The sequence below is a fragment of the Bacillus sp. HMF5848 genome (assembly GCF_003944835.1).
Lineage (GTDB): Bacteria > Bacillota > Bacilli > Bacillales > HMF5848 > HMF5848.
The window spans coordinates 295586-318638 of the sequence record NZ_RWIV01000001.1 but is presented as its reverse complement, the minus strand read 5'-3'; the positions used below and the strand labels follow the sequence as shown (position 1 = coordinate 318638).

19 protein-coding genes are annotated in these 23053 nt (G+C 34.1%); 8 read left to right on the top strand and 11 right to left on the bottom strand.

The window, feature by feature from the left end:
- Window positions 1–160 precede the first annotated feature (160 nt).
- The 5 genes from EJF36_RS01640 to EJF36_RS01620 form a co-directional block, all read right to left on the bottom strand.
- Window positions 161–334, bottom strand: coding sequence for a family 1 glycosylhydrolase (locus EJF36_RS01640; RefSeq protein ID WP_221760707.1), 174 nt, complete (start codon window positions 332–334; stop codon window positions 161–163).
- A 19-nt stretch (window positions 335–353) separates the two neighbouring features.
- Entirely contained in the window at window positions 354–1184 is an 831-nt protein-coding gene (locus tag EJF36_RS01635; protein ID WP_125904705.1) for a carbohydrate ABC transporter permease, read from the bottom strand.
- Window positions 1184–2089 (bottom strand): carbohydrate ABC transporter permease, encoded by a 906-nt coding sequence (locus EJF36_RS01630; RefSeq protein ID WP_125904704.1) that lies wholly within the window; start codon window positions 2087–2089, stop codon window positions 1184–1186. Before EJF36_RS01630 ends, EJF36_RS01635 begins: the two co-directional genes overlap by 1 nt.
- An 81-nt stretch (window positions 2090–2170) precedes the next feature.
- On the bottom strand, window positions 2171–3514 hold the full coding sequence (locus EJF36_RS01625) for an ABC transporter substrate-binding protein (RefSeq protein WP_125904703.1): 1344 nt from the start codon (window positions 3512–3514) through the stop codon (window positions 2171–2173).
- Window positions 3515–3792: 278 nt separating this feature from the next.
- The gene (locus EJF36_RS01620) at window positions 3793–4800 is read right to left on the bottom strand and encodes a LacI family DNA-binding transcriptional regulator (RefSeq protein ID WP_125904702.1); all 1008 of its coding nucleotides are present in this window, start codon (window positions 4798–4800) and stop codon (window positions 3793–3795) included.
- 609 nt (window positions 4801–5409) lie between these two features.
- Here EJF36_RS01620 and EJF36_RS01615 point away from each other — a divergent pair.
- Window positions 5410–6834, top strand: a complete 1425-nt coding sequence (locus tag EJF36_RS01615) for a PQQ-dependent sugar dehydrogenase (RefSeq protein WP_125904701.1) — start codon at window positions 5410–5412, stop codon at window positions 6832–6834.
- Between the two features lie 109 nt (window positions 6835–6943).
- On the opposite strand, the gene EJF36_RS01610 is transcribed toward EJF36_RS01615, so the two are convergent.
- Window positions 6944–8299 (bottom strand): FAD-dependent oxidoreductase, encoded by a 1356-nt coding sequence (locus tag EJF36_RS01610; RefSeq protein ID WP_125904700.1) that lies wholly within the window; start codon window positions 8297–8299, stop codon window positions 6944–6946.
- A 347-nt stretch (window positions 8300–8646) separates the two neighbouring features.
- On the opposite strand from EJF36_RS01610, the gene EJF36_RS01605 reads away from it, so the two are divergent.
- The 3 genes from EJF36_RS01605 to EJF36_RS01595 all read left to right on the top strand — a co-directional run bounded on the left by EJF36_RS01605 (window position 8647) and on the right by EJF36_RS01595 (window position 12135).
- Window positions 8647–8874, top strand: coding sequence for a DUF1858 domain-containing protein (locus EJF36_RS01605; protein WP_125904699.1), 228 nt, complete (start codon window positions 8647–8649; stop codon window positions 8872–8874).
- Window positions 8875–8888: 14 nt separating this feature from the next.
- On the top strand, window positions 8889–10127 hold the full coding sequence (locus tag EJF36_RS01600) for a DUF438 domain-containing protein (RefSeq protein ID WP_125904698.1): 1239 nt from the start codon (window positions 8889–8891) through the stop codon (window positions 10125–10127).
- 562 nt (window positions 10128–10689) lie between these two features.
- The gene (locus EJF36_RS01595) at window positions 10690–12135 is read left to right on the top strand and encodes a DEAD/DEAH box helicase (protein ID WP_125904697.1); all 1446 of its coding nucleotides are present in this window, start codon (window positions 10690–10692) and stop codon (window positions 12133–12135) included.
- A gap of 254 nt (window positions 12136–12389) precedes the next feature.
- Here EJF36_RS01595 and EJF36_RS01590 read toward each other — a convergent pair whose 3' ends face one another.
- The 5 genes from EJF36_RS01590 to EJF36_RS01570 form a co-directional block, all read right to left on the bottom strand.
- The gene (locus EJF36_RS01590) at window positions 12390–12953 is read right to left on the bottom strand and encodes a Uma2 family endonuclease (protein WP_125904696.1); all 564 of its coding nucleotides are present in this window, start codon (window positions 12951–12953) and stop codon (window positions 12390–12392) included.
- Between the two features lie 571 nt (window positions 12954–13524).
- Window positions 13525–14439, bottom strand: a complete 915-nt coding sequence (locus tag EJF36_RS01585) for a hypothetical protein (protein WP_125904695.1) — start codon at window positions 14437–14439, stop codon at window positions 13525–13527.
- A gap of 14 nt (window positions 14440–14453) precedes the next feature.
- The gene (locus tag EJF36_RS01580; RefSeq protein ID WP_125904694.1) at window positions 14454–15728 is read right to left on the bottom strand and encodes an FRG domain-containing protein; all 1275 of its coding nucleotides are present in this window, start codon (window positions 15726–15728) and stop codon (window positions 14454–14456) included.
- A gap of 91 nt (window positions 15729–15819) precedes the next feature.
- Window positions 15820–17595 (bottom strand): ATP-binding protein, encoded by a 1776-nt coding sequence (locus tag EJF36_RS01575; protein ID WP_260471800.1) that lies wholly within the window; start codon window positions 17593–17595, stop codon window positions 15820–15822.
- Window positions 17596–17597: 2 nt separating this feature from the next.
- Window positions 17598–18908, bottom strand: coding sequence for a hypothetical protein (locus tag EJF36_RS01570; RefSeq protein ID WP_185806784.1), 1311 nt, complete (start codon window positions 18906–18908; stop codon window positions 17598–17600).
- A gap of 711 nt (window positions 18909–19619) precedes the next feature.
- Between EJF36_RS01570 and EJF36_RS21375 the strand changes: the two genes are divergently transcribed.
- From EJF36_RS21375 to EJF36_RS01560, 4 genes are read left to right on the top strand one after another with little or no spacing between them, the layout of a single operon-like run.
- Window positions 19620–19766, top strand: a complete 147-nt coding sequence (locus EJF36_RS21375) for a hypothetical protein (protein ID WP_185806783.1) — start codon at window positions 19620–19622, stop codon at window positions 19764–19766.
- Window positions 19767–19825: 59 nt separating this feature from the next.
- Window positions 19826–19996 (top strand): hypothetical protein, encoded by a 171-nt coding sequence (locus EJF36_RS21370; RefSeq protein ID WP_185806782.1) that lies wholly within the window; start codon window positions 19826–19828, stop codon window positions 19994–19996.
- Between the two features lie 8 nt (window positions 19997–20004).
- Window positions 20005–21435 carry a recombinase family protein gene (locus EJF36_RS01565; RefSeq protein WP_125904692.1) on the top strand — a complete coding sequence of 477 codons (1431 nt, stop codon included), beginning with the start codon at window positions 20005–20007 and terminating at the stop codon, window positions 21433–21435.
- Window positions 21419–23047, top strand: a complete 1629-nt coding sequence (locus tag EJF36_RS01560) for a recombinase family protein (RefSeq protein WP_185806781.1) — start codon at window positions 21419–21421, stop codon at window positions 23045–23047. Before EJF36_RS01565 ends, EJF36_RS01560 begins: the two co-directional genes overlap by 17 nt.
- Window positions 23048–23053: the final 6 nt, after the last annotated feature.

Here is a 23053-nt window from a genome sequence, read left to right as displayed (position 1 = left end):
TAAAACTTTGCTTTCTTTAACGTTAAAAAGGAGGTGAAGACAAATTGCCTTCACCTCCTTTTTATATCTTTCTTTAAGAAATAGCGTTCAAAATAACCGAAATCGGTTTCGATTTCTTGTAAAGTTATATTTGTCTAGACTTTACAATTTGAGAATATCGTCAGGTGATGGAAGTGATCGTATACATACTCTCCCGTATTCCCATTAGAATTTTGCCAGGAGTTAAAGAGAACGTAACCCATATGGAAGGGGGTCTTCCATTTTCGTTAATCGCACCTTCAATTTGGAAGGCGGATGTTGCCGTACCAAATATAAACTCCTTTGAAAAATTCATGATTGATCACCAGCATTTTTTATCCTTTAACTGATCCTGCTGAAATACTGCTAATAATATATTTTGAGAAGAATAGGAACGCGACCATAATTGGTACAACAGAAATGGCAATACCTAGATACATCGATCCTAAATTTTGCGCAACTTGTGAGCCTTTTAAGAATCCCATCAATACTGGCAATGTGTATTTCTCTGGTGAGAATAAAATAACTAACGGTAAGATATAGTTATTCCATGATCCAATGAACGTAAAGATCGACATTGTTGCTACTGCTGGCATCATCATAGGCAGTGCTATTGTATGAAAAATTTTCAACTCTCCTGCTCCGTCCATGCGGGCTGCTTCTATTAAGGATGGATGCAACACGGAAGCAAGATATTGTCTTATGAAGAATACTACGAACGGACTAGCGATTGTTGGAACAATTAATGGAATAAACGTGTCCAGTAGTCCTAATGTTTTGTTTAGCTCGTAAAATCCGATTAACCCCAACTGACCAGGAACCATCATCATTAAGAGCATAAAGATAAACATTTGATTTTTTCCTTTAAAATTATAAACCGCAAAACCATACGCAGTTAACGCTGAAAAATATCCACTTAACACGGTGACAGATACGGCAACAATTAAACTGTTTTTAAAACCATTCCATATGTTGACGTAACTCAACATTGTCTTATAGTTTTCTATTAATTCACTTCCCGGTAAGAAAGTAAAACCCATTAAGATATCTTTTGTATCTCGAGTGGCGTTAACAATCATCATGTAAAACGGAATAAAGCTAATAAGCGCTAATAGAATTAAGAGACTGTATATGACTATTTTCGTAAGACGTTTTTTTGCTTCCATTATGCGTTCCCTCTCTTCTTAGTCACTTTTACATCACGATACATCGATTTAAAGGTGATTCCTGAGAAAATTACTGTAATCAAGAACAACATATAAGCAATTGTCGCTGCATAGCCATAGTTGTTGTACCTAAATGCCTGGTTGTATAAATATAGAACCATTGTATTTAAGGAACCATCTGGCTTTCCTAGTCCGTCTGTCAATAGCATCGGCAAGTCGAACAACTGCAAACCACCAATTAGAGATGTGATCATAACATAAAGCATAATTGGCTTCAGCAACGGTAAGGTAATATAAATAAATGTTTGCCAGCGACTCGCACCATCAATGAGTGCAGCCTCATAATACTCTGTCGATATACCTGAAACCCCAGCCATTAACACGATAAAGGTATATCCAAACCACATCCAAGTTAAAATTAAAGCCACGGATACTTGTGCGGTAAATGGTTGGTTTAACCAGTTAATCGGCTCTGAAATCAATCCCAGTTTCAACAAAAATTGATTGATAGATCCATAGTGCCAGTCAAGCATGATATTAAATAGAATCGCAACAGAGCTGATAGTAATTAAGTTGGGTAAATAAAAGATTGCTCGGAAAAATCCAAGTCCTTTGATTTTAAAGCGAAGGTCTGAGAATAATGCTGCTAACAGTAAAGCGATACCTAATTGAAGGGCAAAATTCAAACCCCAAATCTTCCAAGTATTTATGAAAGCTTCTAAAAAGTAGCTGTCAGAAAAAATACGTATATAATTCGCCAAACCTATAAATTCTGGTTTACCGTAGCCCTCATAATGCGTAAAGGTATAATAGAAGGTTAATAGGACAGGATATATATTAAATACGAGAAAGATTGCAAAAAATGGTGCTATAAAATAGTAACCTTTGTAATCTTGTTTTTTCATAATGCACTCCTTCTTTCTTTATGCTGAAAGAAAATGGGATAGAAATGTGAGTATCTATCCCATTCTTTGTATGCTTATAAGTTATTCTGGTGTTTTAATATTTGGATAAGCATTTTTAACTGCTTTATAAAAATCACTAAGTGCTTCTTCTTTAGTCTTTTTGCCTTCTACATATTCAAGAACATGTGAACCCAATAGTGTATCAATTTGTTGGTCATACTTTGTTACAAGACCTGGTTCAATCTTTTGTGCTTGCTCTAGGAAGAATGTGTAGTTATTTTGACCACCTAAGAATGGTTCACTAAAGTCATCTTTAATTTGATTTGTTACAGGAAGGTAAGATAAAACATCTCCCTTTTCTAATGCCCAATCTTTTAAGAATTCTTCGTCATGAGTCATCATTTTTACAAATTCCCAAGCTAATTCTTTATTATCAGAACCGCTGTAGATACCTAACCAAGTTCCACCCCAGAAATAAGGTGCAGGACCAGTTGTTACAGCCCAGTCGCCATTTGTGTTTTCAACATTTGTCTTCAGTACACTGTGTAAGCCCCAAGTTGGTAATGCGTATGAGAACACTTCTGTTTTATTTTCAGCATCTTCTTTTACTTCGTCCCAACCACCGTTATAAGCAATCGGACCATCCATTGCAGCGAACCATGATGGTGACCATTCTGGCGCAAATGCCGTATAGTCCTTCTCACGTAGTTTCTTTGCTTGATCAAAGTAATCTAATTTTGCTTGTGTCATAACTAATTCATCATTTTCATTTACCCATGGTTGTGGATCTTCACTTTTTGAGAACCAACGAATAGCCCCTTCATCTGGGAATAAACGATAACCATCTGCTTTTAGCTTTTCACCTACTTCAAATAGTCCATCCCAAGTAGACATCATGTTTCCAACTTCAGCAGGATCATCTGTTCCAAGAACTTTTTCTGCAATACTACGACGGTAGAAAATTCCACCTGGTGTTGTTTGCCAAGATAATGCCTTAACATTTCCTTCTGAATCTTTCCCTAAATCAAACACGTAAGGAATGTAATCATCTGCCCACTCGTCTACGTTATAAGGTTCTTGTGATAGGTTTTCCCAATAATTACGGTCTGTCCACTGCTTTAAGAAAGCAATTTCACCTGTAAATACGTCTGGTGCACCTACGCCACTTTCAAGAGCTGGCTTAAGCTTCGTTGGATAGTCCGCAATTGGAACAATCGTTAACTCAACTTTGACACCATGTTTTTCTTCAAATGTTGTAATTGGTTCCGTAAGTTCATCTGTAAATGACCATACCTTTAATACTTGATCTGATTTCTTTCCTTCTGAGCCATTACTTGAATCATTTGCAGACTCATCTGATGAACATCCAGCAGCAACTCCTACAAGTAATACAAGAGTTAGTACTGTACTTAATAGTTTTTTCATATTCTTACCTCCTAATTGATTAAAAAGCTTATATTTTAGAAAGACATAAGGTCTTTTTCTAACAAAATTTACTAAACCGGTTTCGGTTTCCATCGAAATATCAAGCGTAAATATACAACTTTGGTAAGCATCTTTTATCGAAACCGGTTTCCAATTAGAACATTAAGGAAATCGGTTTCATAATGCCGTGTAATTTCCGAAATCGGTTTCGGAATGAAGCAAAACATCGAAATCGGTTTCGGAATGTAATGCATTGCAGCAATCGGTTTCAAAAGTGATTATATGGCTCTACATGATTTTCTAACAACAAGATCAGTAGGAACAACTGCACATGCAATCATCTTTTCTCGACTTTTCATTTGATGAACTAAAAGCTTGGCTGATTCTTTCCCAATCACATACGTTCTTTGTCGAATCGTAGTTAATGAAGGAGTAATAAATTGAGACAGTTCAATGTCATCAAATCCCATAACTGAAAAGTCCTTTGGTACATCAAATCCAGAATCTCTTATTGCCTCTATGGCTCCTATAGCCATGTTATCTCCTGCTACAAAAACAGCTGTAGGTGGGGTACTTAGTTTCAACAGTTTTTTCATAGCTTCATAGCCACTTTCTCTTGAAAAGAACCTACCATCAACAACATAATCTTCTCGTAAAGGCAAGTTGAGGTCGTTCATCGCCTTTTCATATCCTAGTAGTCTTTGCTCACCAGCAAAAGTTGAATGATGTCCTGCAATATGAGCAATTCGACGATGCCCTAAAGAATGTAGATATTCGACTGCTTGTTTGCTACCACTAATATTGTCGGAGTAGACAACACTGGTTTCCTCACTATTAATGTCAATGACGACAGTTGGAATGGAACTATTTAATACCTCCTGAACCTGCTCATCATTATTAGAGGTAGAAACAATGACAATACCATCTACACCTCTGTACTTGAAATGCTCCAAATAACTTTTTTGTTTGTTTCCAATATTTCGAGAAGCAAATAGTAAATCATATCCTTCAGTTTCAACATGCTGTCTGAAGCTTTCAATCACTGCATTAAAGAATGGGTGTTTCACCCCAATTCCTAGCGATTCCACAAAGACAACACCAATGGTCCATGATTTTTTTGTTGTTAAAGACCGAGCATGTGAATTCGGAAGGTATCCCAACTCCTCTGCCGCCTCTAGAATCTTCTTTTTCGTTTTCTGACTGACATCGTGGTAATCATTTAGCGCTTTAGACACAGTCGTTGGGGAAAACCCTGTTTGTTTGGCAATGTCGTAAATTGTTAACATACTCGGACACCTCTTGTTTTACAATCGCGCTATATGTGACGATAACAATCTTCATCGAAGACCTTCTGGCTTAGCAAAGTTTTCTATTTGAAGTACTCCTACTCATTATGTTTAGCTTCTAATTCACACTCAGTGTGATTCACAAATATTATTTTAGCAAACCCTTTCATTTTGTAATAGGTTATGAATTTTGATTGAGGTGTCTAAATTTTAGGTTGAAAAATATGGAAGGTTTATACACCTAAAGTATAAAATTGCTAGCCGAGGTACTAACATGTACCTCGGCTATTCATGTTATTGAAAAAGTAACGAACGATGACATCTGTAAAAGAAGGATTGTAACATGACCTAACTTACGAATAAAAAAAGAACGGCCTTCTACGTGTTTTTATTGTAGATTCCTCATGATATTGGCATAAAAGTTTTATTAACTAACTTACGAAGGTATCCCACGTATTCGACCGATTACTTCACATTGGCTTTCCAAACGAGTTGGATTTTGCTGATGCGCAACATGGTCAGTACTGTATAAAATTCCTAATCTGTACTAAACAGAGCTGCTCGCTTCATATTTTTATTATAGAAAACAAACCAAGGAGTGATTCGCAGGTGAAAAAAGTTAAGGTACGTTTACGACCTATTGTTACAAACGTAAATTTACCCACTGTTATGAAAACAGCTGTCCTCCCCGGTGATACTATAGAGAGCTTGTTTATCGTGACTCAGGTAGGGGAAATTTTTCGCATTAGGAACGGGGAATTATCGACTTTTTTGGATATTCGATCAAAAATTATAGAACTAGGTAAAGAGCGGGGTGGTTATGATGAAAGAGGCTTACTAGGACTAGCGTTTCACCCTCAGTTTTATTATAACGGTCTGTTCTATCTTCATTATTCAGTAGCTGGGACACAAGGTCCAGGTACTGCTGTGTCCGATTCTTTTAAGCCAGATCCTTGTGACACAAGCACCTTAAACCTAAGTTGGGAGAACAGAGAGACTCAATACGACCATATCAATACTGTTGAAGAATGGGTGTTACGGTCAAGTGGGCAACCAGTAAGGCGGCGAGCTTTACTGAATGTAAAAAGACCGTTTTTTAATCATAACGGTTTCAATAGTTTAAACTTCTCACCTGAAACAGGAAAGCTTGTTTTTACAACTGGAGATGGTGGGTCAGGCTATGATCCATTTAATTTAAGTCAAGATAACTTCGAGATAGCAGGGAAAATAATTGAAATTGACGTAGCTATGAGTACAGTTATGAATGACCCTCCCACTGTCACTCGCTTTGATGAGCTCCCATCTCCTATTCTAGATACGATTACGGTAATCGCTAAAGGTGTTCGAAATTTACCAGGTATATCCTTTCAAAGATATTACAATCAGTATATTAAACACGTGGGGAATGTCGGACAGGATTTAGCCGAGTCTATTTTTTCGTTTATATACTATAAGCCAATACCAGCTAAGCAGCTCATTCAGGCTCGTCTAGCGGAGTCACCTGACTTGATTAACTTAGGTTGGCGAGGATGGGAAGGTGCTTTTCCTACCTCGATTATAAGGAACTGCTCAGAAAATGCTACATTGGATGAAAAGGTAATTGCTTATTACGATGAAGCAGTTGCTGATTCAGTAAGTCGAATTTCTCCTCTCACTACTTATTTTCATAAAGATCCTCGACCGAATAAGTTTGAAGGAAATGCACTTACAGGAGTTCAACCATATATGGGGAATGAAATTACTGATTTAACGGGAAGCGTTGTGTTCACGGATATAGCGCGTAACACTGACTCTCAAGCTCCAACTAGAGGGGTCTTAGCGTATACTAAAGTAAGATTAGATGGGAAACTTAGTGATTATCAAGTCATTGAGATAGATTATGATTTCGGATCTCAACCAGCTTATTTTGTTGGTTTAGGAACGAATCTTGCCCAAACTAGACTGTATTTAGGGGCGTATGAATCTATGAGAGTAACAGATTATAATAAAGGGACTATATTTGAGGTTGTTGGGGCCAGTGCCTCGCAAGGATAAGGTATCAAAGTACTAGTAGCAATACAAGCTTTTTGTCTCAACTCCCCAACTCAAAAAGCCATTGAAGAAAAACGTACTGTTTTCCTTCAATGGCTTATTTAATACTAACTTAAACTAACTGTAGTGTTTTCTTACTTTCTAAGGCAGCGAGACCTGCTTGGTTTAGTAAGTTCCACGGCTTATTAAAATGTGGTTGGAAGAAGAAATCGACAAAGCTTAATTCATCCATTGTCATATGATTTTGAATGCAAACAGACAATGTATTCACCATTTGTGTCATGTCAGCCTTCGAAATCAGTTGCGCGCCTAAAACGCGCTTTGTGTCGGGTGCATATAGTACTTTTAACTTTACCGAATCAAAGCTCGGCATAAACTCCGGACGGTTATTCTCAATAACATCTACTACTTTATATGGTACGCCTGCATGTTGCGCTGATGTTTCTGTTAACCCAGTGCTTGCCATATTTAGCCCGTATATGTGTAAGCCTGATGTTCCTTGCGTGCCAACATATTTTACTCTTGGCTCCACTATATTGTGTGCAGCAATTGTGCCCATACGAACAGCATTTGTTGCTAGCGGAATATAACGATACTCCATAGTCGGATTGTACCAAACTGCACAGCTATCTCCAGCAGCAAAAATATCTGGATGACTTGTTTGCATATATTCGTTTGTTATAATAGCACCATTTGCTAGCATATCAATTTGCCCTTTTAACAAATCTGTATTTGGTTTAAAACCAACGCATAAAATGACAAGGTCTGTATCGTACTCACCTTTTGTTGTCACAACCTTTGATACCTTTCCATTTTCACCTTTAAATTGTGTAACAGTTTGCTTCATCGCTAATGTTATACCACGAGTAACAAACTCATCCTCCACAATATCTGTGAATTCTTTGTCTAAATATTTATTTAATATGCGGTCTTCTCCATCAATTAAAGTTACGTTTTTGCCATATTGTTCAAATGCTTCTACTAATTCAACACCGATATACCCTGCACCTATGACTGTGATATTTTCTGCCTCTTTTGCTTTTTCGATAATTGTATTTGCTTGATGGTAATTTTTCGCCAAAAGAATGTTGTCTAACTTAATGCCATCAATAGGCGGTATAATCGGCCATGAACCTGTTGACATCACTAATTTATCAAAAGTGTCATTTGTTATTTTACCTGTTTCAAGATTTTTCACCGTAACGTTCTTGCTCTCAACATCTACAAATAACACTTCATGCTTCATATTCATCGTTACGCCTAGTCCACGAAGCTCTTCTGGTGACGAGTAGAACAACTGTGTTGGGTCTTTTGCAACACCACCTACATACAAAGCGATACCACAAGATAAAAATGACACATTATCATTTTTTTCATAAACGGTAATGGAAGCGTCTGGATATAATGTTGCGATATTTTTAACTGCCGCTGTTCCTGCGTGCGTACAACCAATAACTATTATTTTCACAATTCATTTCTCCTTTTATTGTGAATTTATTCACAAAGTTATTCATAATAGCAGAACGTGAATTTTTTCACATATAGTATCATTAAATTATGTGATGTTATTCACAATTAATATTGTGAAATACATCACATGTATTGTTAATTCGTATTATATCTTCTTTTTATAAAAATTACAATATAAACACTTTAAAAACAGTGTTAACCTCCGCGGAATTTCGCAAACCGCTGATTGTGAGATGCTTCTTTATTCGCTAGGAATGATAATCATTCTCTGTGATGCGCATCACTTATCCTTCAACAGATATATGATACATTCAGGATACAAGATTAAAGAATTGGGTGATAGTAATGCCAAAAGAAATCGATTTAAATCAAACTCTGTATGATCTATGTACTCAATATCCGGAAGTGACATCAATTATGGTTCAGTTAGGATTCGAAAATATAGCAAAGCCATCGATGCTGCAAACAGCGGGCCGTGTCATGACTATACCTAAAGGCTGTCGAATGAAGGAGATACCTTTAGAGACTGTTATAGCAACGTTTCAAGAACACGGGTTTAAAATCATAGAATAACGGAGGGATTACACATGAGTGAAATCATCAATAATCGTGAACAAAGTGAATTTAAAAAAACAACACGCCAAGAAATGTTAAAGGAAATTATAAAAGATTTGCATGCAGGTAAAAGCGTCGAGGAAGTAAAGAATGCCTTTGAAGAAGCTGTTGGATCTATCTCTATAGATGAGATTTCCCAACTTGAACAATCTCTTATGGAAGAAGAGGGCATTCCTGTTGAAGAGGTGCAACGATTATGCTCCGTTCATACTGCTATTTTTAAGGGCTCAATTGAGGAAATTCATCGTAGTCAAAAACCAGAGGATCAACCAGGGCACCCTGTTCACACTTTTAAGCTAGAAAATAAAGAAATTGATATGCTAGTTAATTTCAAGATTCAACTTCATGTAGACCGCTTTAATGCGGAAGATAGTCATGAAAATATATATAAATTAATAGAAGACTTAAACCTACTACTTGATATTGATAAACACTATAGTCGTAAAGAGAATCTATTATTCCCATTCCTAGAGAAATACAATATTTTTGGCCCGACAAAGGTGATGTGGGGAGTAGACGATCAAATTCGCGCCTATATTAAAGCAGCAAAAAATATTTTAACGAATTATACCTCTAATGATAAAGAAGCACTTTTAAATACGATGGAATACGTGATTCGCGAAGTATCAGAAATGATTTTTAAAGAAGAAAATATTTTATTCCCTATGGCTCTTCAGCATTTAACCGAAGATGAGTGGATCAAGATTGCTTATGAAAGTGATGAAATTGGTTTTTGTTTAATCAGTCAAGTGGCAGAATGGAAGCCAGAAAGAAAGGCACTTTCTCAGTCTGCCGTGTCAGAAGAATTTATCCGCATGGAAACAGGCTTTTTATCCATCCAACAGCTTGAACTTATGTTAAACCATTTACCTGTCGATATTACATTCATCGACCAAGACGATGTGGTAAGGTATTTCTCTCATGGAAAGGAACGAATTTTCACGCGAACGAAAGCTGTCATCGGAAGAACGGTACAAAACTGTCATCCTCCAAAAAGCGTTCATATCGTTGAAGAGCTTTTGAAAGATTTTAAATCCGGTAAAAAAGATAGTGAAGATTTTTGGATTCAATTCCGAGATAAATATGTATATATTCGCTATTTTGCCATTCGTGATGAAAATGGAATGTACATGGGAACAGTAGAATTCACTCAAAATATTGCACCTATTCAAGAACTTGAAGGGGAAAAGCGGATTTTAGGGGAGTCGTAAAACAGTGCCTGTCCCCCGCTAGGATAAAGTAACAAAGTGCTAGCAGTAGGTATTAGACTGCTAGCGTAGCACTAGAATAGAGCAGTACTCACACGCAAAGCAAATCATGAAACCAAATAGAGGCTTCTCAAAGTTCCTAGAACTAATGAGAAGCCTTTTTTGCCTACACAATGCGTATTACATAATCAAAAAATGACAACTCCGATGATGCCTGAAAACACGATAACAAGCGCTGGATGTACTTACTTTATTCTTTCAGTTTCTACAAATGTTATCACTTGTCTCTTTCTGTTTTGTTGAGTCTCGGTGCACACCATTCTCCTTCTTTTACAAAAAATCATTCATTGTGTTTTTCGTGGTACGTTTTCCCTCTTTCGTTTTTTAGTGATATTTCCAGAGTATGTTTGAACATTAGAAGATGCAAGTTCATAATAAAATATAAATACACGCTACCTCCGATATTTCGAGTATAATGAGTCATATTCAGTTTATGCATATGATATTGCTTTGAGAGAATTCTATATATAAGTCGGATAATATAATATAAATGAGGTTAAAGAACATGCTTACAAACAGTTTTGATGATTACAAATTAAGTGATGATATTAAGAGAGCATTAAGTGTGTTGAAGTACGATACCCCCACTGAAGTGCAGCGTGAGGTGTTACCTTTAGCATTACAAAACCAAGATCTTGTCGTGAAATCTCAAACAGGAAGTGGCAAAACAGCTGCGTTTGGTATTCCCATTTGTGAAAATATTGCTTGGGAAGAAAAAAAGCCGCAGGCATTAATTCTTACACCTACTAGAGAACTTGCTGCTCAAGTGCGAGAAGATATAACGAATATTGGTCGATTCAAACGAATTAAAGCGGTGGCTGTATACGGAAAGGAACCTTTCTCGAAACAACGCGAAGAATTAAAACATAAAACACATGTCGTCGTCGGTACACCTGGTCGTGTCATCGACCACATTGATAGGGGAACTTTACTGTTAGACGAGATAAAATACCTTATTATCGATGAAGCTGATGAAATGCTTAGTATGGGGTTTATCGACGATATTGAAGCAATTATACAAGCTCTTCCTACCAATCGTGTCACGATGGTATTTTCTGCAACGTTACCTACGGATGTAGAAAAGCTTTGCTACAAATATATGATGACTCCTACTAATATTGAGATTGCCTCTACTGGCATCGTGACAAATACGGTAGACCATCTGATAATCGAAACTCAAGAGGAAGATAAGATCTCTCTCTTAAAAGACGTTACAACCGTGGAAAACCCAGATAGCTGCATTATTTTTTGCCGAACGAAAGAGCATGTCGATACTGTATTTGCAGAACTGGAGACATCCGGCTATTCCTGCGAAAAACTTCATGGTGGCTTATTACAAGAAGATCGTTTTGCTGTCATGAATGGGTTCAAAACAGGAAACTTCCGTTACCTTGTTGCAACAGATGTAGCCGCTAGAGGAATTGACGTCGACAACGTCACACTTATCCTTAACTTTGACGTACCTACCGAGAAAGAGAGCTACGTGCACCGCACCGGACGAACTGGTCGGGCGGGGAACAAAGGAAAAGCGATTACGTTTGCGACAGCTCACGAAGAAAAATTTGTGAAAAGTATTGAAAGATACATCGGGTTCGAGATTCGTATGATGGATGCACCTGAACAGGCAGAAGTTGCGCGCAACATGCCTGCTTTTCAAGAAAAAAGCAGTGGCAGACGCGTAGTAAAAAATAATAAAACGGCCCGTATCAACCAAGACATTATGAAGCTTCATTTCAGTGGCGGCAAAAAGAAGAAAATCCGCGCAGTGGACTTCGTCGGCACCATTGCTAAGATTGAAGGTGTGAGTGCTGAAGATATAGGCATTATCACCATTAAAGATACTATGTCCTACGTGGATATTCTAAACGGAAAAGGCTCTCTTGTTCTACAAGAAATGAAAGATGCCACCATTAAAGGAAAAAAGCTAAAAGTGAGCAAGGCGATTAAATAAAGGTGCCAGACCCAATAAAGGTGCCTGTCCCTTGCTAGGGTAAAGTAGCAAAGTGCTAGCAGTATTTGCATCTTTATGCACAGAGAAAAAAGAGGCCTCCTCAAGCTTCATTCAAACTTGGAGAAACCTCTTTTTTTAATTAACAAAATGTTAGCAATACGCTCCCACCTTATCACAAATCCATTCATACCAATGGTTTAATGGCGCTACCACACCATACCGCCCGTTGATTTGCATATCTGTCCAAAATTTTTCTAACAAAGTAAATATTCTAAATCTATTTGAAATCCTTCGAGAAACTTCGAAGAAACTCTTCCTACAATTGTTTTCATATCATGCTGTTCATACATTTTTTCATTATTTAGTGAATATACGGTGATAGTATTTAGCATTGGGTTAACAATCCAGTATTCTTTGACTCCGTAATTCATATATAGATTTAATTTTGTAATTAAGTCGTGGGATTGATTGGAAGGGCTAAGGATTTCGACAATTAAATCAGGAACTCCTACATATCGTTGGTCTGTAAATCCATTCTTATCGCAAATCACACAAATATCTGGGATTACGATTTTTGTTCCTTCCATCTCTTCATTTTTTAATTCAATATCAAACGGTGCATGAAATACCTCACATTGTTTCCCTTCAAGAAACATACCAAGTTTGATATGAAGCCTACTTGATATTCGCTGATGCCTAGTTGATGGTGATGGAGACAAATACACAGTACCATCTATATATTCTAATAAATCTTCACTACTCTCGCGAATTTTAAAATATTCATCTACTGAAACATAGTCCTTCGGATAAAGATTCACAAAACCCACTCCTTAAACCCGATATCGTTATATACATTTTAACACATATTAGCCTGGAGATATGACTACCTACATATCACTTTATCTCCTCATTCACCTTTTGATAAAGAAATAATCATGTCCTATAGAAGAGGCTAAAACAAGTAATGTTTAGCTAGTTACATACTACTAAGAACATGAAAAAAGAGGCTTCCAAAAAGTTCAGTGAACTCATGAAAAGCCTCCGTTAATTTACCTCAATATTTAGCAAAATGTTAGCAAACCACTCTCATCTTAGCAACAAATCCAGTCATATCAAGGGTGTTTTAAGCAGAACTCGGACTAAAACTGCCACGCCCTGTGGAAACGTCCGAGTGACCAACATCGTGTTGGCCCTACATCATGCCGCCCGTAAGCTTTGAGAGTGTAACATCGTTAACGAGAGGTGCAAAAAAGTGTGGTAAATCAACGTTTTGGATATTTCTTACTGAAACATCTTTAACGGTGATTTACCGTTTTTAATGGGATTACGTTAGAAAGTGTTAGCAAAATGTTAGCATTGATACTATCAATGTATTAAGAAAATTTAATCTTAATAATACCCTACCCAGTTTGGTTGATTATTTTTTGTTGCTTTCTCTACAGCATTGATCCAATTACCTATATCCTGTAGCTTAATTTCCAATTCCTTAATAGACATACCTGTAGAGTCTGCTGATTTCCATAAAGTTTCTAAGGCATATTTAACCCCATCATTAGGACATTGAATTGAATCATGAGCTAATATTCTAAAAAATCCGTCGTTCTTATCTCCATTTAATGTCCCGTCTTTAGAACAATTTTCATCATAAGATAAATGCTTGAAATTCCATCCAGTCATTGTTCTTTTTACTGAGTATATATCGTCATGTCCCCATCTTGATGAATAAATTCTCAACTTAATCGGTAAATTTAAATTAACATCTCCTTCTAAGCTGTCCCATGCTATTTCTCCATTTTCAAAAATTACTCTATATAAATCTTCAATTGTGTGGAAGTGATTGTAATATTCCTCGATATCTTCTTCTGGTATTATATCTGAGTTTATTATTGTTTGCTCGGGATATATAGGTAAATAAATCCAGTGCAATTTAGCTGCTATCTCTTTTGTTTTAAGTATAATCTCTTGAGCTTTCTCAGTAGGTTTAAAATTCATATAGATATCTCTAATTTCCTCATAATTATCTTTTAATATTTGCTCAAGATCTTGTTTATCAGGGAAATACTCATCGTATTTAGAAGAATACTCTTCAAAATACTCTTTAATATTTTGTTTTATTGTATATTTTTCATTAACACTATCAAAAAATTCATCGATAAATTGGATTATATCTAATCTTTTAAAAAATAATTTCTTATGAATTGCTTCTTCACTATATAGCTGCTCTAATATTGCCTTTCCTTTAGAAAGTGACACTTTATATAATTTCACTTTTAAATTTCTTTTTCTTGCTTCTCTGTATTCCATGCAAAATCCTCCATTTAATTAGAATACTTTTCTTTGATATATTTAGTCATTCCTTCTAAATCTGGATATACAGTACTACTATTTATCCCAACCTTATCTAACTCATTGATAATTACTCTCTTGTGAGTTGCAGGAATAATTATCTTAATGTGTTGATCATACTTTTGAATATCATTCATAGAATGATCAAAGGATTTAATATTTCTAAACCTACTGATAGCTTCTTTTAATCCTTCCAAATTTATTTGATTCTCAGTCGCTATGGCGTTATACCCTTCAACCTGTTGGCATATAAGCTCCATAACTGATTCATCAATTGGGATTGTAATTTTATCTACAATCTGATCTAAATATTGATCAGGAACTTTACTATTATTCCTTTTGAGATAATCATTTAACATATATCTTAAAAAACTGTTAGCCTCACTATCACTTGCTTCAAAACATGTAGAAAAGTATCCATCTTGTCTTTTTATTCTCTCATTAGAAAGTCTAGTTTTTATGAATTTATATTTTTTCTCAGAATCATATACTTTCGATAAGATAGGAAATATACCTTTTGTAATATCTGATTTATTTCCATACCTGTATTCTAAAAAGGATTGAATATCTTTGTAAGTCTCAGAATCTACATCTAGTATTTCTGGACAGTTCATCACAAAAACTATTCCGTCTTTACTTAATTCTTCACTACCACTTACACATGCAAAATAAATTGCGTTAAATATATTACCAGTCCAATCCACTAGCCTAGTAGGAATTCCATAGTGCTGCATGTCACAAGTTAATTGAATAAAATCTTTAGAATTAAACCGTTCGTGATTTATATGCCTAATCTCGGAATATAATAACGATTCCTTACTTCCATCATACCCTTTTCTAAATAAGCTGCTTTCGATTTTCCACTCTTTATTTGCCTGCCCTCTAAATAGAAAGTCATTATTATTTGAAACGATTATATTAGACACTTCCAAAGCTTCTTTTAAACTCCTAATATAGATTTCAATATTTTTAAAATCACTTTGTCCTATTTCTTTAATTTGATTCTCTGTTTCAAAAATATAACTATCCGAATTATTTAATACTTCATCAATTTTAAATACTCTTGAAACAACTCTACATGATTTATATTCTGCAAAACCCTCAATATACCCTAAAAAGCACTCTTGATCATCATTAGTAATCAATAGATAAAATGGAGGATCTTCGACTAACTCAAAATCTATAATTATATTATCGAATAATATTGGCGTATTGCTGAAATTAAATTTCATTATATATTTAATCAATGGCTTTTATTCCTTTCATCAGAACTAATAGTATGAATAATACCTTTATAATGTAGTAAATTTGCAAGAAAAGTTACTAGAAAAATCCGAGTTATCCATTTTCTTTTCTCCATCTCATTATTACTTCTTCAAATGATGGTGTTCTCCAACTTTCTGACCATTTTTTATGAAATTTAATACTTTGTGATCTGGGTTCCGGGTTTGGTAACTCTAATTTAACAATACTTGGAATTGGAGTAGAATCTCCAACCACTAAACACTCCCCGGCACCAAGGGTAGGTAAAATCTCTGATATTGAACGAGAATTATCTGGTAGTAGATTTTTAATATAATTTTGGTCATTAATATTTGTTAGACGCAGGTTAATAAAATTATTACACTGAGAAAGGATAGTATCAGAAACTTCAGAAGGCCTTTGACTTACAACCATCAAGCTCAAACCATATTTTCTCCCTTCCTTTGCAATTCTTTCTATTGATTTCTTCGCAGCTTTAAATTCAATACCTCCGGTTCTTGGAATATAGTTATGTGCCTCTTCGCAGACGATCATGAATGGTATATCATTAAGTTCATCCTTTTGATGTTGTAGCTTAGAATAATGAAATGCAAAATCAAAAATAAGACGAGAAATTAAGCTGATTGTAATGCTTAAAACTTCAAACGGAATACCACTCAAATCAATAATTGAAACGTTTGATCGATCTAGATATCCCATAAATTGTTTCAAAATATCTTCAAAATGTTCAGTTCTATACTTAGAATTTTCTTCTACATCTTGATTTAATAACAGAAATTCCAACCGCTTATCTGTTAATTTGGTTTCAAATCTAGACAGGAATCTATTAAATTCTCCATTAAAAGGACCATTACTTGCTTTTGTTGCTTTTGAAGTATTAGAAGATGTGAATTCAAGTTTTTCATTAAAGTAAATTTGGCGATTTTCAACAAGTTCTCCGTTGCTTAATTTTGGAAGGCTTGGCTCTCCTTCAATTTTATTGATTACTTCTTCATTAAGATTATATATATAATTGAAAACTTCATTAATATTAAAATATACCGGAGAATCGTATGTGATTTTTTTAAATTCCGGATTATATTTCTCCTTATTCAACACTACTGCTCGTTTAAATTGAGAGACTTGGTTATGGGAATTTTGTTCATTACTTTCTATAAATAATGTTTCTAATTCTTCTGAATTCATTAACCAGTATGGAAGTTTTAATTTTTCTACATCTAAGTAATTTAAGTTAAAATCTTCATTTTTATCAATTTCAAAAGCTGATTTATATTCAGAATGAATATCAAAAATTATAATATGAGAATTCTTTTTATCTGATTTATTAATATTTCTAGCATCATTGATACCAACCACGTTTTGTAAAATTTTAGCTACCGCACAGGACTTACCTGATCCAGTAGAACCAACAACTGCAACATGTTTACTAAAAAACTTATCACCATCCAATGTAAAGCTAACCTCTTCATTTTGTGCCAAGTTTCCCAAGTGGAATATTTTTGTTTTTTCATTGCTGAATATTTTATTTAAAATATCATCTTCTACTAGGAAAACTGGTTCAGTAGGTGATGGAAGCATTGAATTACCTTGAAAAAACTCTTCTCCTTTAAAAATTCCTACTGGTTGAACAGTAAGAATGAAAATATCTTCATCCTTATCTGTGGATATTTTGATATTTTGAATAACACACAATACAAAGTTATGGTTTCCTTCTTGAATTTTTAAGTATTTTCCAATTTGTAATGCTGATTTAGCTTTTTCAAATATCTTTAGTGTGTCAATCTTCACCAATATTGAATGAGGGGAACTTTCTATAACACTTCCAATTTTCATAGTAGATTCATTGTTCATTATCAAATCTCCTTTAGCATAGATAATAAGTATTTTAATTCCCTGAAATTATTTATTTCTAAATTTTCTATATTTACGTCTGCTGTATCTAGTAAGCTAACGTCTACTCCCCCGACTATATATAAATCATCGCACTTTTTATAATTGATACATTTTATTACCTCATCTGAATTACAAGAAATTCTCGCTTTAAATTCTACCCAGTTATCCTTAATTATTCTTTTAGGTTCTTTATTAAATTCTTTAAAATAAAATGTGTCCCCAATATAGCCAGTAATTATTTGTATATTTCTTGAGACAAATCTTTTATGGTATTCTGATAAGTTATTAACATCTGTTTTTAATATAAAACAAGGGGTCTCAGTATGTAATTTAATTTTTGAATTATATTTATCAAGGTAGTCCTTTACAAAAAGAATAAATTCATCATCAAAGTTATCAATTGTATCAGGGTCTATGATAAAATATCGAGATCTAGAATTTATATTTAAGGATGGTACTAATTGATTTTTCCTAACTTTTAACAATTGCTTTCGGGTTAAAACTTCACTAGTCCACCTACTCATTGCAGTTTTCTTATTTCCTTTCAAATAGTCTATTAATTTATTTTTACTTGATATTCTTTTTTCTGCTTCAGGAAGAATACTAAGTTCTGCAATATACTGAATACTATTGGGATAAAACAAATCCTTTACATCTTCTAATGAAAATCCTTCTTTCATTAATAAATTCTTTGTTTCATTCATTAATTCTTCATAGGAAAGACCTATTTCAAAAACAAAATGATCTCTCAAAAACTTATCAATGTCTACAATAGTTTCTAATTTACTAGTTTCATAGTATTTTTTTATTCTGGTTTTATCTTCAGTGGTTTTACTAGTTTTTCCAAGTAGCTCCTTAATAATCTGCTCTTTAGGTGGCTTAATTTTAGATATATATTTACTAATATAATCAAAATTGCTTGATGAAAGTATTTCTTCAATTTGGGATTTCGTAACTTCCTTTACACCTACTTGTTCATTTGGAAAATAAGCATATAAGGCATATTTAATATTCAAAGAATCATTTTCTAAAAAGTGTAATAGCATTTGTAGAATAGGTTTGTATATATCTGATAAATTATGACGAACTTTTGATTCGTGATATTTACATTGAATAGCATTTGTTATATTTGAATTTTTGATATCAATATCTTCTATAATTCCCTCTATTTGTATCTCATCTTGATCAGTACTACTCAAAATAGAGTTTAAGGTTTTATTAAATTGGTACAAAAACCCTTTTATGGTATGGTCAGCTTCTCTACTCATCATTTCCTCCTAAAGATGAATTAAGCATTCGTAGCTTTAAATATAACTACTATAATTTTACACCATTTCCTTAAATTACCCAATGTTTGATATACTGCAATTATATGTTCTCATGTAGCTTGAAATAGTTTACTAAAAAAATGGTGGTATTATTTAAAATGCTACAGGTTAAAGAAAGTTCATTATAAAGTCATGTATATAGCATGATCTCTACTTTAACATTCACCTGTTTGGAAAACATATTTTCCTCTTTATATACCGCCGCATTATTCATACTCATTTTGTTTGTATTTTATGGGTATAACATCTTTAAAAGTTGAACATCATAGAATTGTTAGTGCAATTTGTATGTCAGAAAAAGAAGAAGTGCCAACGGGCATTTCTTCTTTTTTATTTTAAAATTAATTTATTTTCAATTAGCTATTAAAATCTAAAGAATCCCAAGATATACTGATTTTCGATTTACCGGTTAGTTCATAAATTAAAGTAACCAACAAGCGAAGTCCGCAGGTTACATGTTGTTATCATTTTAGATAACCATGTCCTGTGGACTTTTTTGTATATCGGAGGGATTTCGAATGGAAGAAAGTACACGGAAAAGGTTAGATTCCCAGTGGATTAATAACGTACTAGAGTGTTGCGAAGTAGCAGGCGTTTCAAAAACTATTATTGAAAGATTTAATCATTACTACGTCAAAACAAGGAGGGACAACAATGCAAAATCTTCTCAAATTACTACAAGAACTAAAAGTACCAAACATTGAGCCAAAGATTATGATAGTACCAATTGATAAAAGTAATCCACAGGAAGATTATTATCAATTGCAACTAGATTTAAATACTCGTAAAAACAACAACTAGTATAAATTCCTTCACTCCCGTCAATGATTTTAAGTAATTACTGATAGGAGTGAAGAATAATGACAAGAAAACCGGTAGTAAAGGTTACGTTTAATGAAGAATTACAATCAGAATCTTATTATTTTCTTAAACGATTAATTGAGAAGATATTAATTGAACAATTGGATTTAGACCCAAGACTGAAGGGGCTGTTGCTTATGGAGAGCAAACATTTTATTGAAAAGGAGTAAGGTATTATATGGATATAACACAATATATTGATGCAAAGAAACTTTATGATGAATTTGTTATCGTCTATAGCAGAGTTAGCTCTGCTCAGCAGGATATAAAGAAACAGATTCTTTTGGCTGAAGCTTATGTAAACAATCACAACTATGAAAAAGAGTCTGTTATATGGTTAAAAGACAATGACATTTCAGCTAATAAACTCTCAATGGATGAGCGCCCTGCTTTGCAGGAGTTACGACTTTTGTTAAAACAAGGATTAGTAAAAACCATTATCGTGTACAGTCGTGATAGATTAGCTCGTAACTTTTATGAATATGTAGCACTTGTAAAAGAATTCTATCAATACAATGTTAATGTAATTTTCACATCAACTAAGCAGCCACCATTTTCGAAGAAATTGTCTATCGAAGCTTTGTATGGAATTTTTGCACAAGCTGAAGGACAAAGTATCTCAGGAAGACGTAGTGATACCAACAAACAATACCCTTCCAACATTTTTGGTTTTATAAAGATTGGAAAAAAGAAAAACACAAAATACGTTCCAGATGTTAACGTTGAAAAAGATTTAAAAGCATTTCTTCATGCGATTAAAAGTATTGAAACTGATGAAAGTTTGTTTACATTTCTTGTATCATACAAAAAAATATTTAAAAATAAAAAGTATGATGATTTACTAAGGTATTTGCAGAATCCATTTTATGCTGCACACATGGAAACATCATATGGATATGAAAAACTTCACCATGTTCAACCAATTATTACGCTTGAGGATTTCCAAGCTAACCAATCAATATTGAAAAAGTTAAAAAATGAAATATTTAATGCCATTACTCTAGCAAGTAGTCACGGTATTATCATTCCTCACTGCAATATATGTAAAAAAGAGATGACATTCCGATCATCAAAGTTAGGAAAAAGTAGTTATTATGTATGCAAAAAGAAACACCCCGAAATAAGGGTAGACATTGATGTGTTTAACAACTTAATTAGTAGTCACTTAAAAGAGATTCTAGGTTCTATATCTATTGAAAAATTTAAAAGTGATCTACTTGTTTATTTATGGCAACTTCAGAAAAATGCCGAACAAAATCTCATAATCAAAAATAGGGAATTAAAGAACATTCACAAAGAGATTACCGACGGCTACTCAGCTCAATCAAATGCAAAGTTGGATAAATTAGTACAGGCTTCTAGAAAACTTAAAGAAAGTATCAAGGAAATTCACATTTCTATTTTTAAAATTGAAGAGACTCGTAAAGGGATAAATGACCACATTGAAATAATCAAAGAAAGTATGCTTATGGAAATGCAAGAGTTCGACCAATATTATCTATGCAACTTGTTTTTTTCAAAAATTGAAGTCAGTAATACATCACTCATTTACCATGTAACATTTGGTAGATACTTTGATGAAGGTGATTATTATGAACTTCGAGCATAAATACGTCTACCTCGTTAATGATATGTTTTTAGTCACAGATCGCCCACGTCCAAAATATAAGGAAGACACTTTACCTTTTAACATTTATAAGGACACGATAAAAGTATTGACTGGCTATGTACGGTGGTCAGACGATAGCCAAACTCTTGGCCATTCACTTGAAATACAAGAGTCTGTGATCCTTTCTAGAGCAAAATTAGAGGGTTATCAAGTTGTAGTGTTATTTATCGATGAAGCAACTTCTGCTTATCACACACCCGCACAAAAACGTAAAGTCATGCTTGACATGAAACACTATGCTTTAAGTAACTCGAATGTTACTGCAGTAATTTTTTATGAAGAATCCCGTGTAACAAGGTTAATTGAGGATTTTGTCTTAAATATCCTTGGTCCAATAAAATCAGCACGACCAAATTTTATTGTGTACTCAACTCAAATAGATGGTGAATGGGACGAAAATAACCCATATGTTCAAGCAAAACTTGCGTATGCTCATGAAGAGGTGGTTAATAAATCTCAAAGAGGTTACGACTATCATAAAAGTATTATTAAGAACTCTTTTAATCCGCAAAGACCCGGATCACGTAATCCATTCGGATATGATAAGACCACGTTAAAAGATGATGACATTGAAACAAATGAATACTCGGTCTTAGTCATATTCATTTTTTATCTTTATAGCTTTGGCTACAGTGATAAAAAAATTGCTAATTTATTAGATAAAGCTTCTATCCCTCCACCATCTGTTGATGCAAAGGGTTGGTCAGATTCAAGCATTCGGTACATCCTAACTAATCGTTGGTATATTGGGGATTTAGCATGGTTCTCCCGTACAAGTTATCATATAAGTAAAAAGAAACCAATAAATGAAATTGAGTTATTCCAAAATCACCATGAAGCACTCATAGGACCCAATCTGTGGAACGTCACTCAGTTTTTCCGCAAATTTAAACAAGAAAAAGACCGAATGGATAGTCCCTTTATATTGCGTCATATTGTATTTTGTGAGACCTGTGGAAAAAAGCTAGTTGCCAAGAATGCTACGCCGGCCAAATCATCAAAAAAGTATAATTACTATCGTTGTCCAGATTGCAAGAAAAAAATCCCTATGGAAGATTTACATCAAATAACTATAAATGATTTTTCTTCACGTTGGGCGAGAGAATTAAGTCATTATATAGATAAAGCAAAAAAAATCCTCAATGCATGGAAAAGTTCTTTGAATGCAAACCTTATTGATTTAACTAAACAACTTGAAACCTTAAAATACGATTTAAGTATGCTTAAAGAGAACCATCAATACTATCCTGATTTAAAAGAAAGCTTTGAATTACAAATAGATAATATTAAAAATCAACAACTACATTACCGTGCTGTTCGAGAAGAAATTGATTATCAACTCAAAGACCCTATGCTTTATGAATTATTAGACCGTTTTAAACAAGATATTTCATCTTACACATTTGAAGAACAACGTTCGTTGTTACTACTTTCTATCGAGAAAATTACGATAGAATTTGATGCAAATAATCACACAAGAATTGTATATCGCCTTACACCATTTGTAGATGTAGAAAATGTGATAAATTCTCTTGATGACAAATCTGCCTAGCTGCTG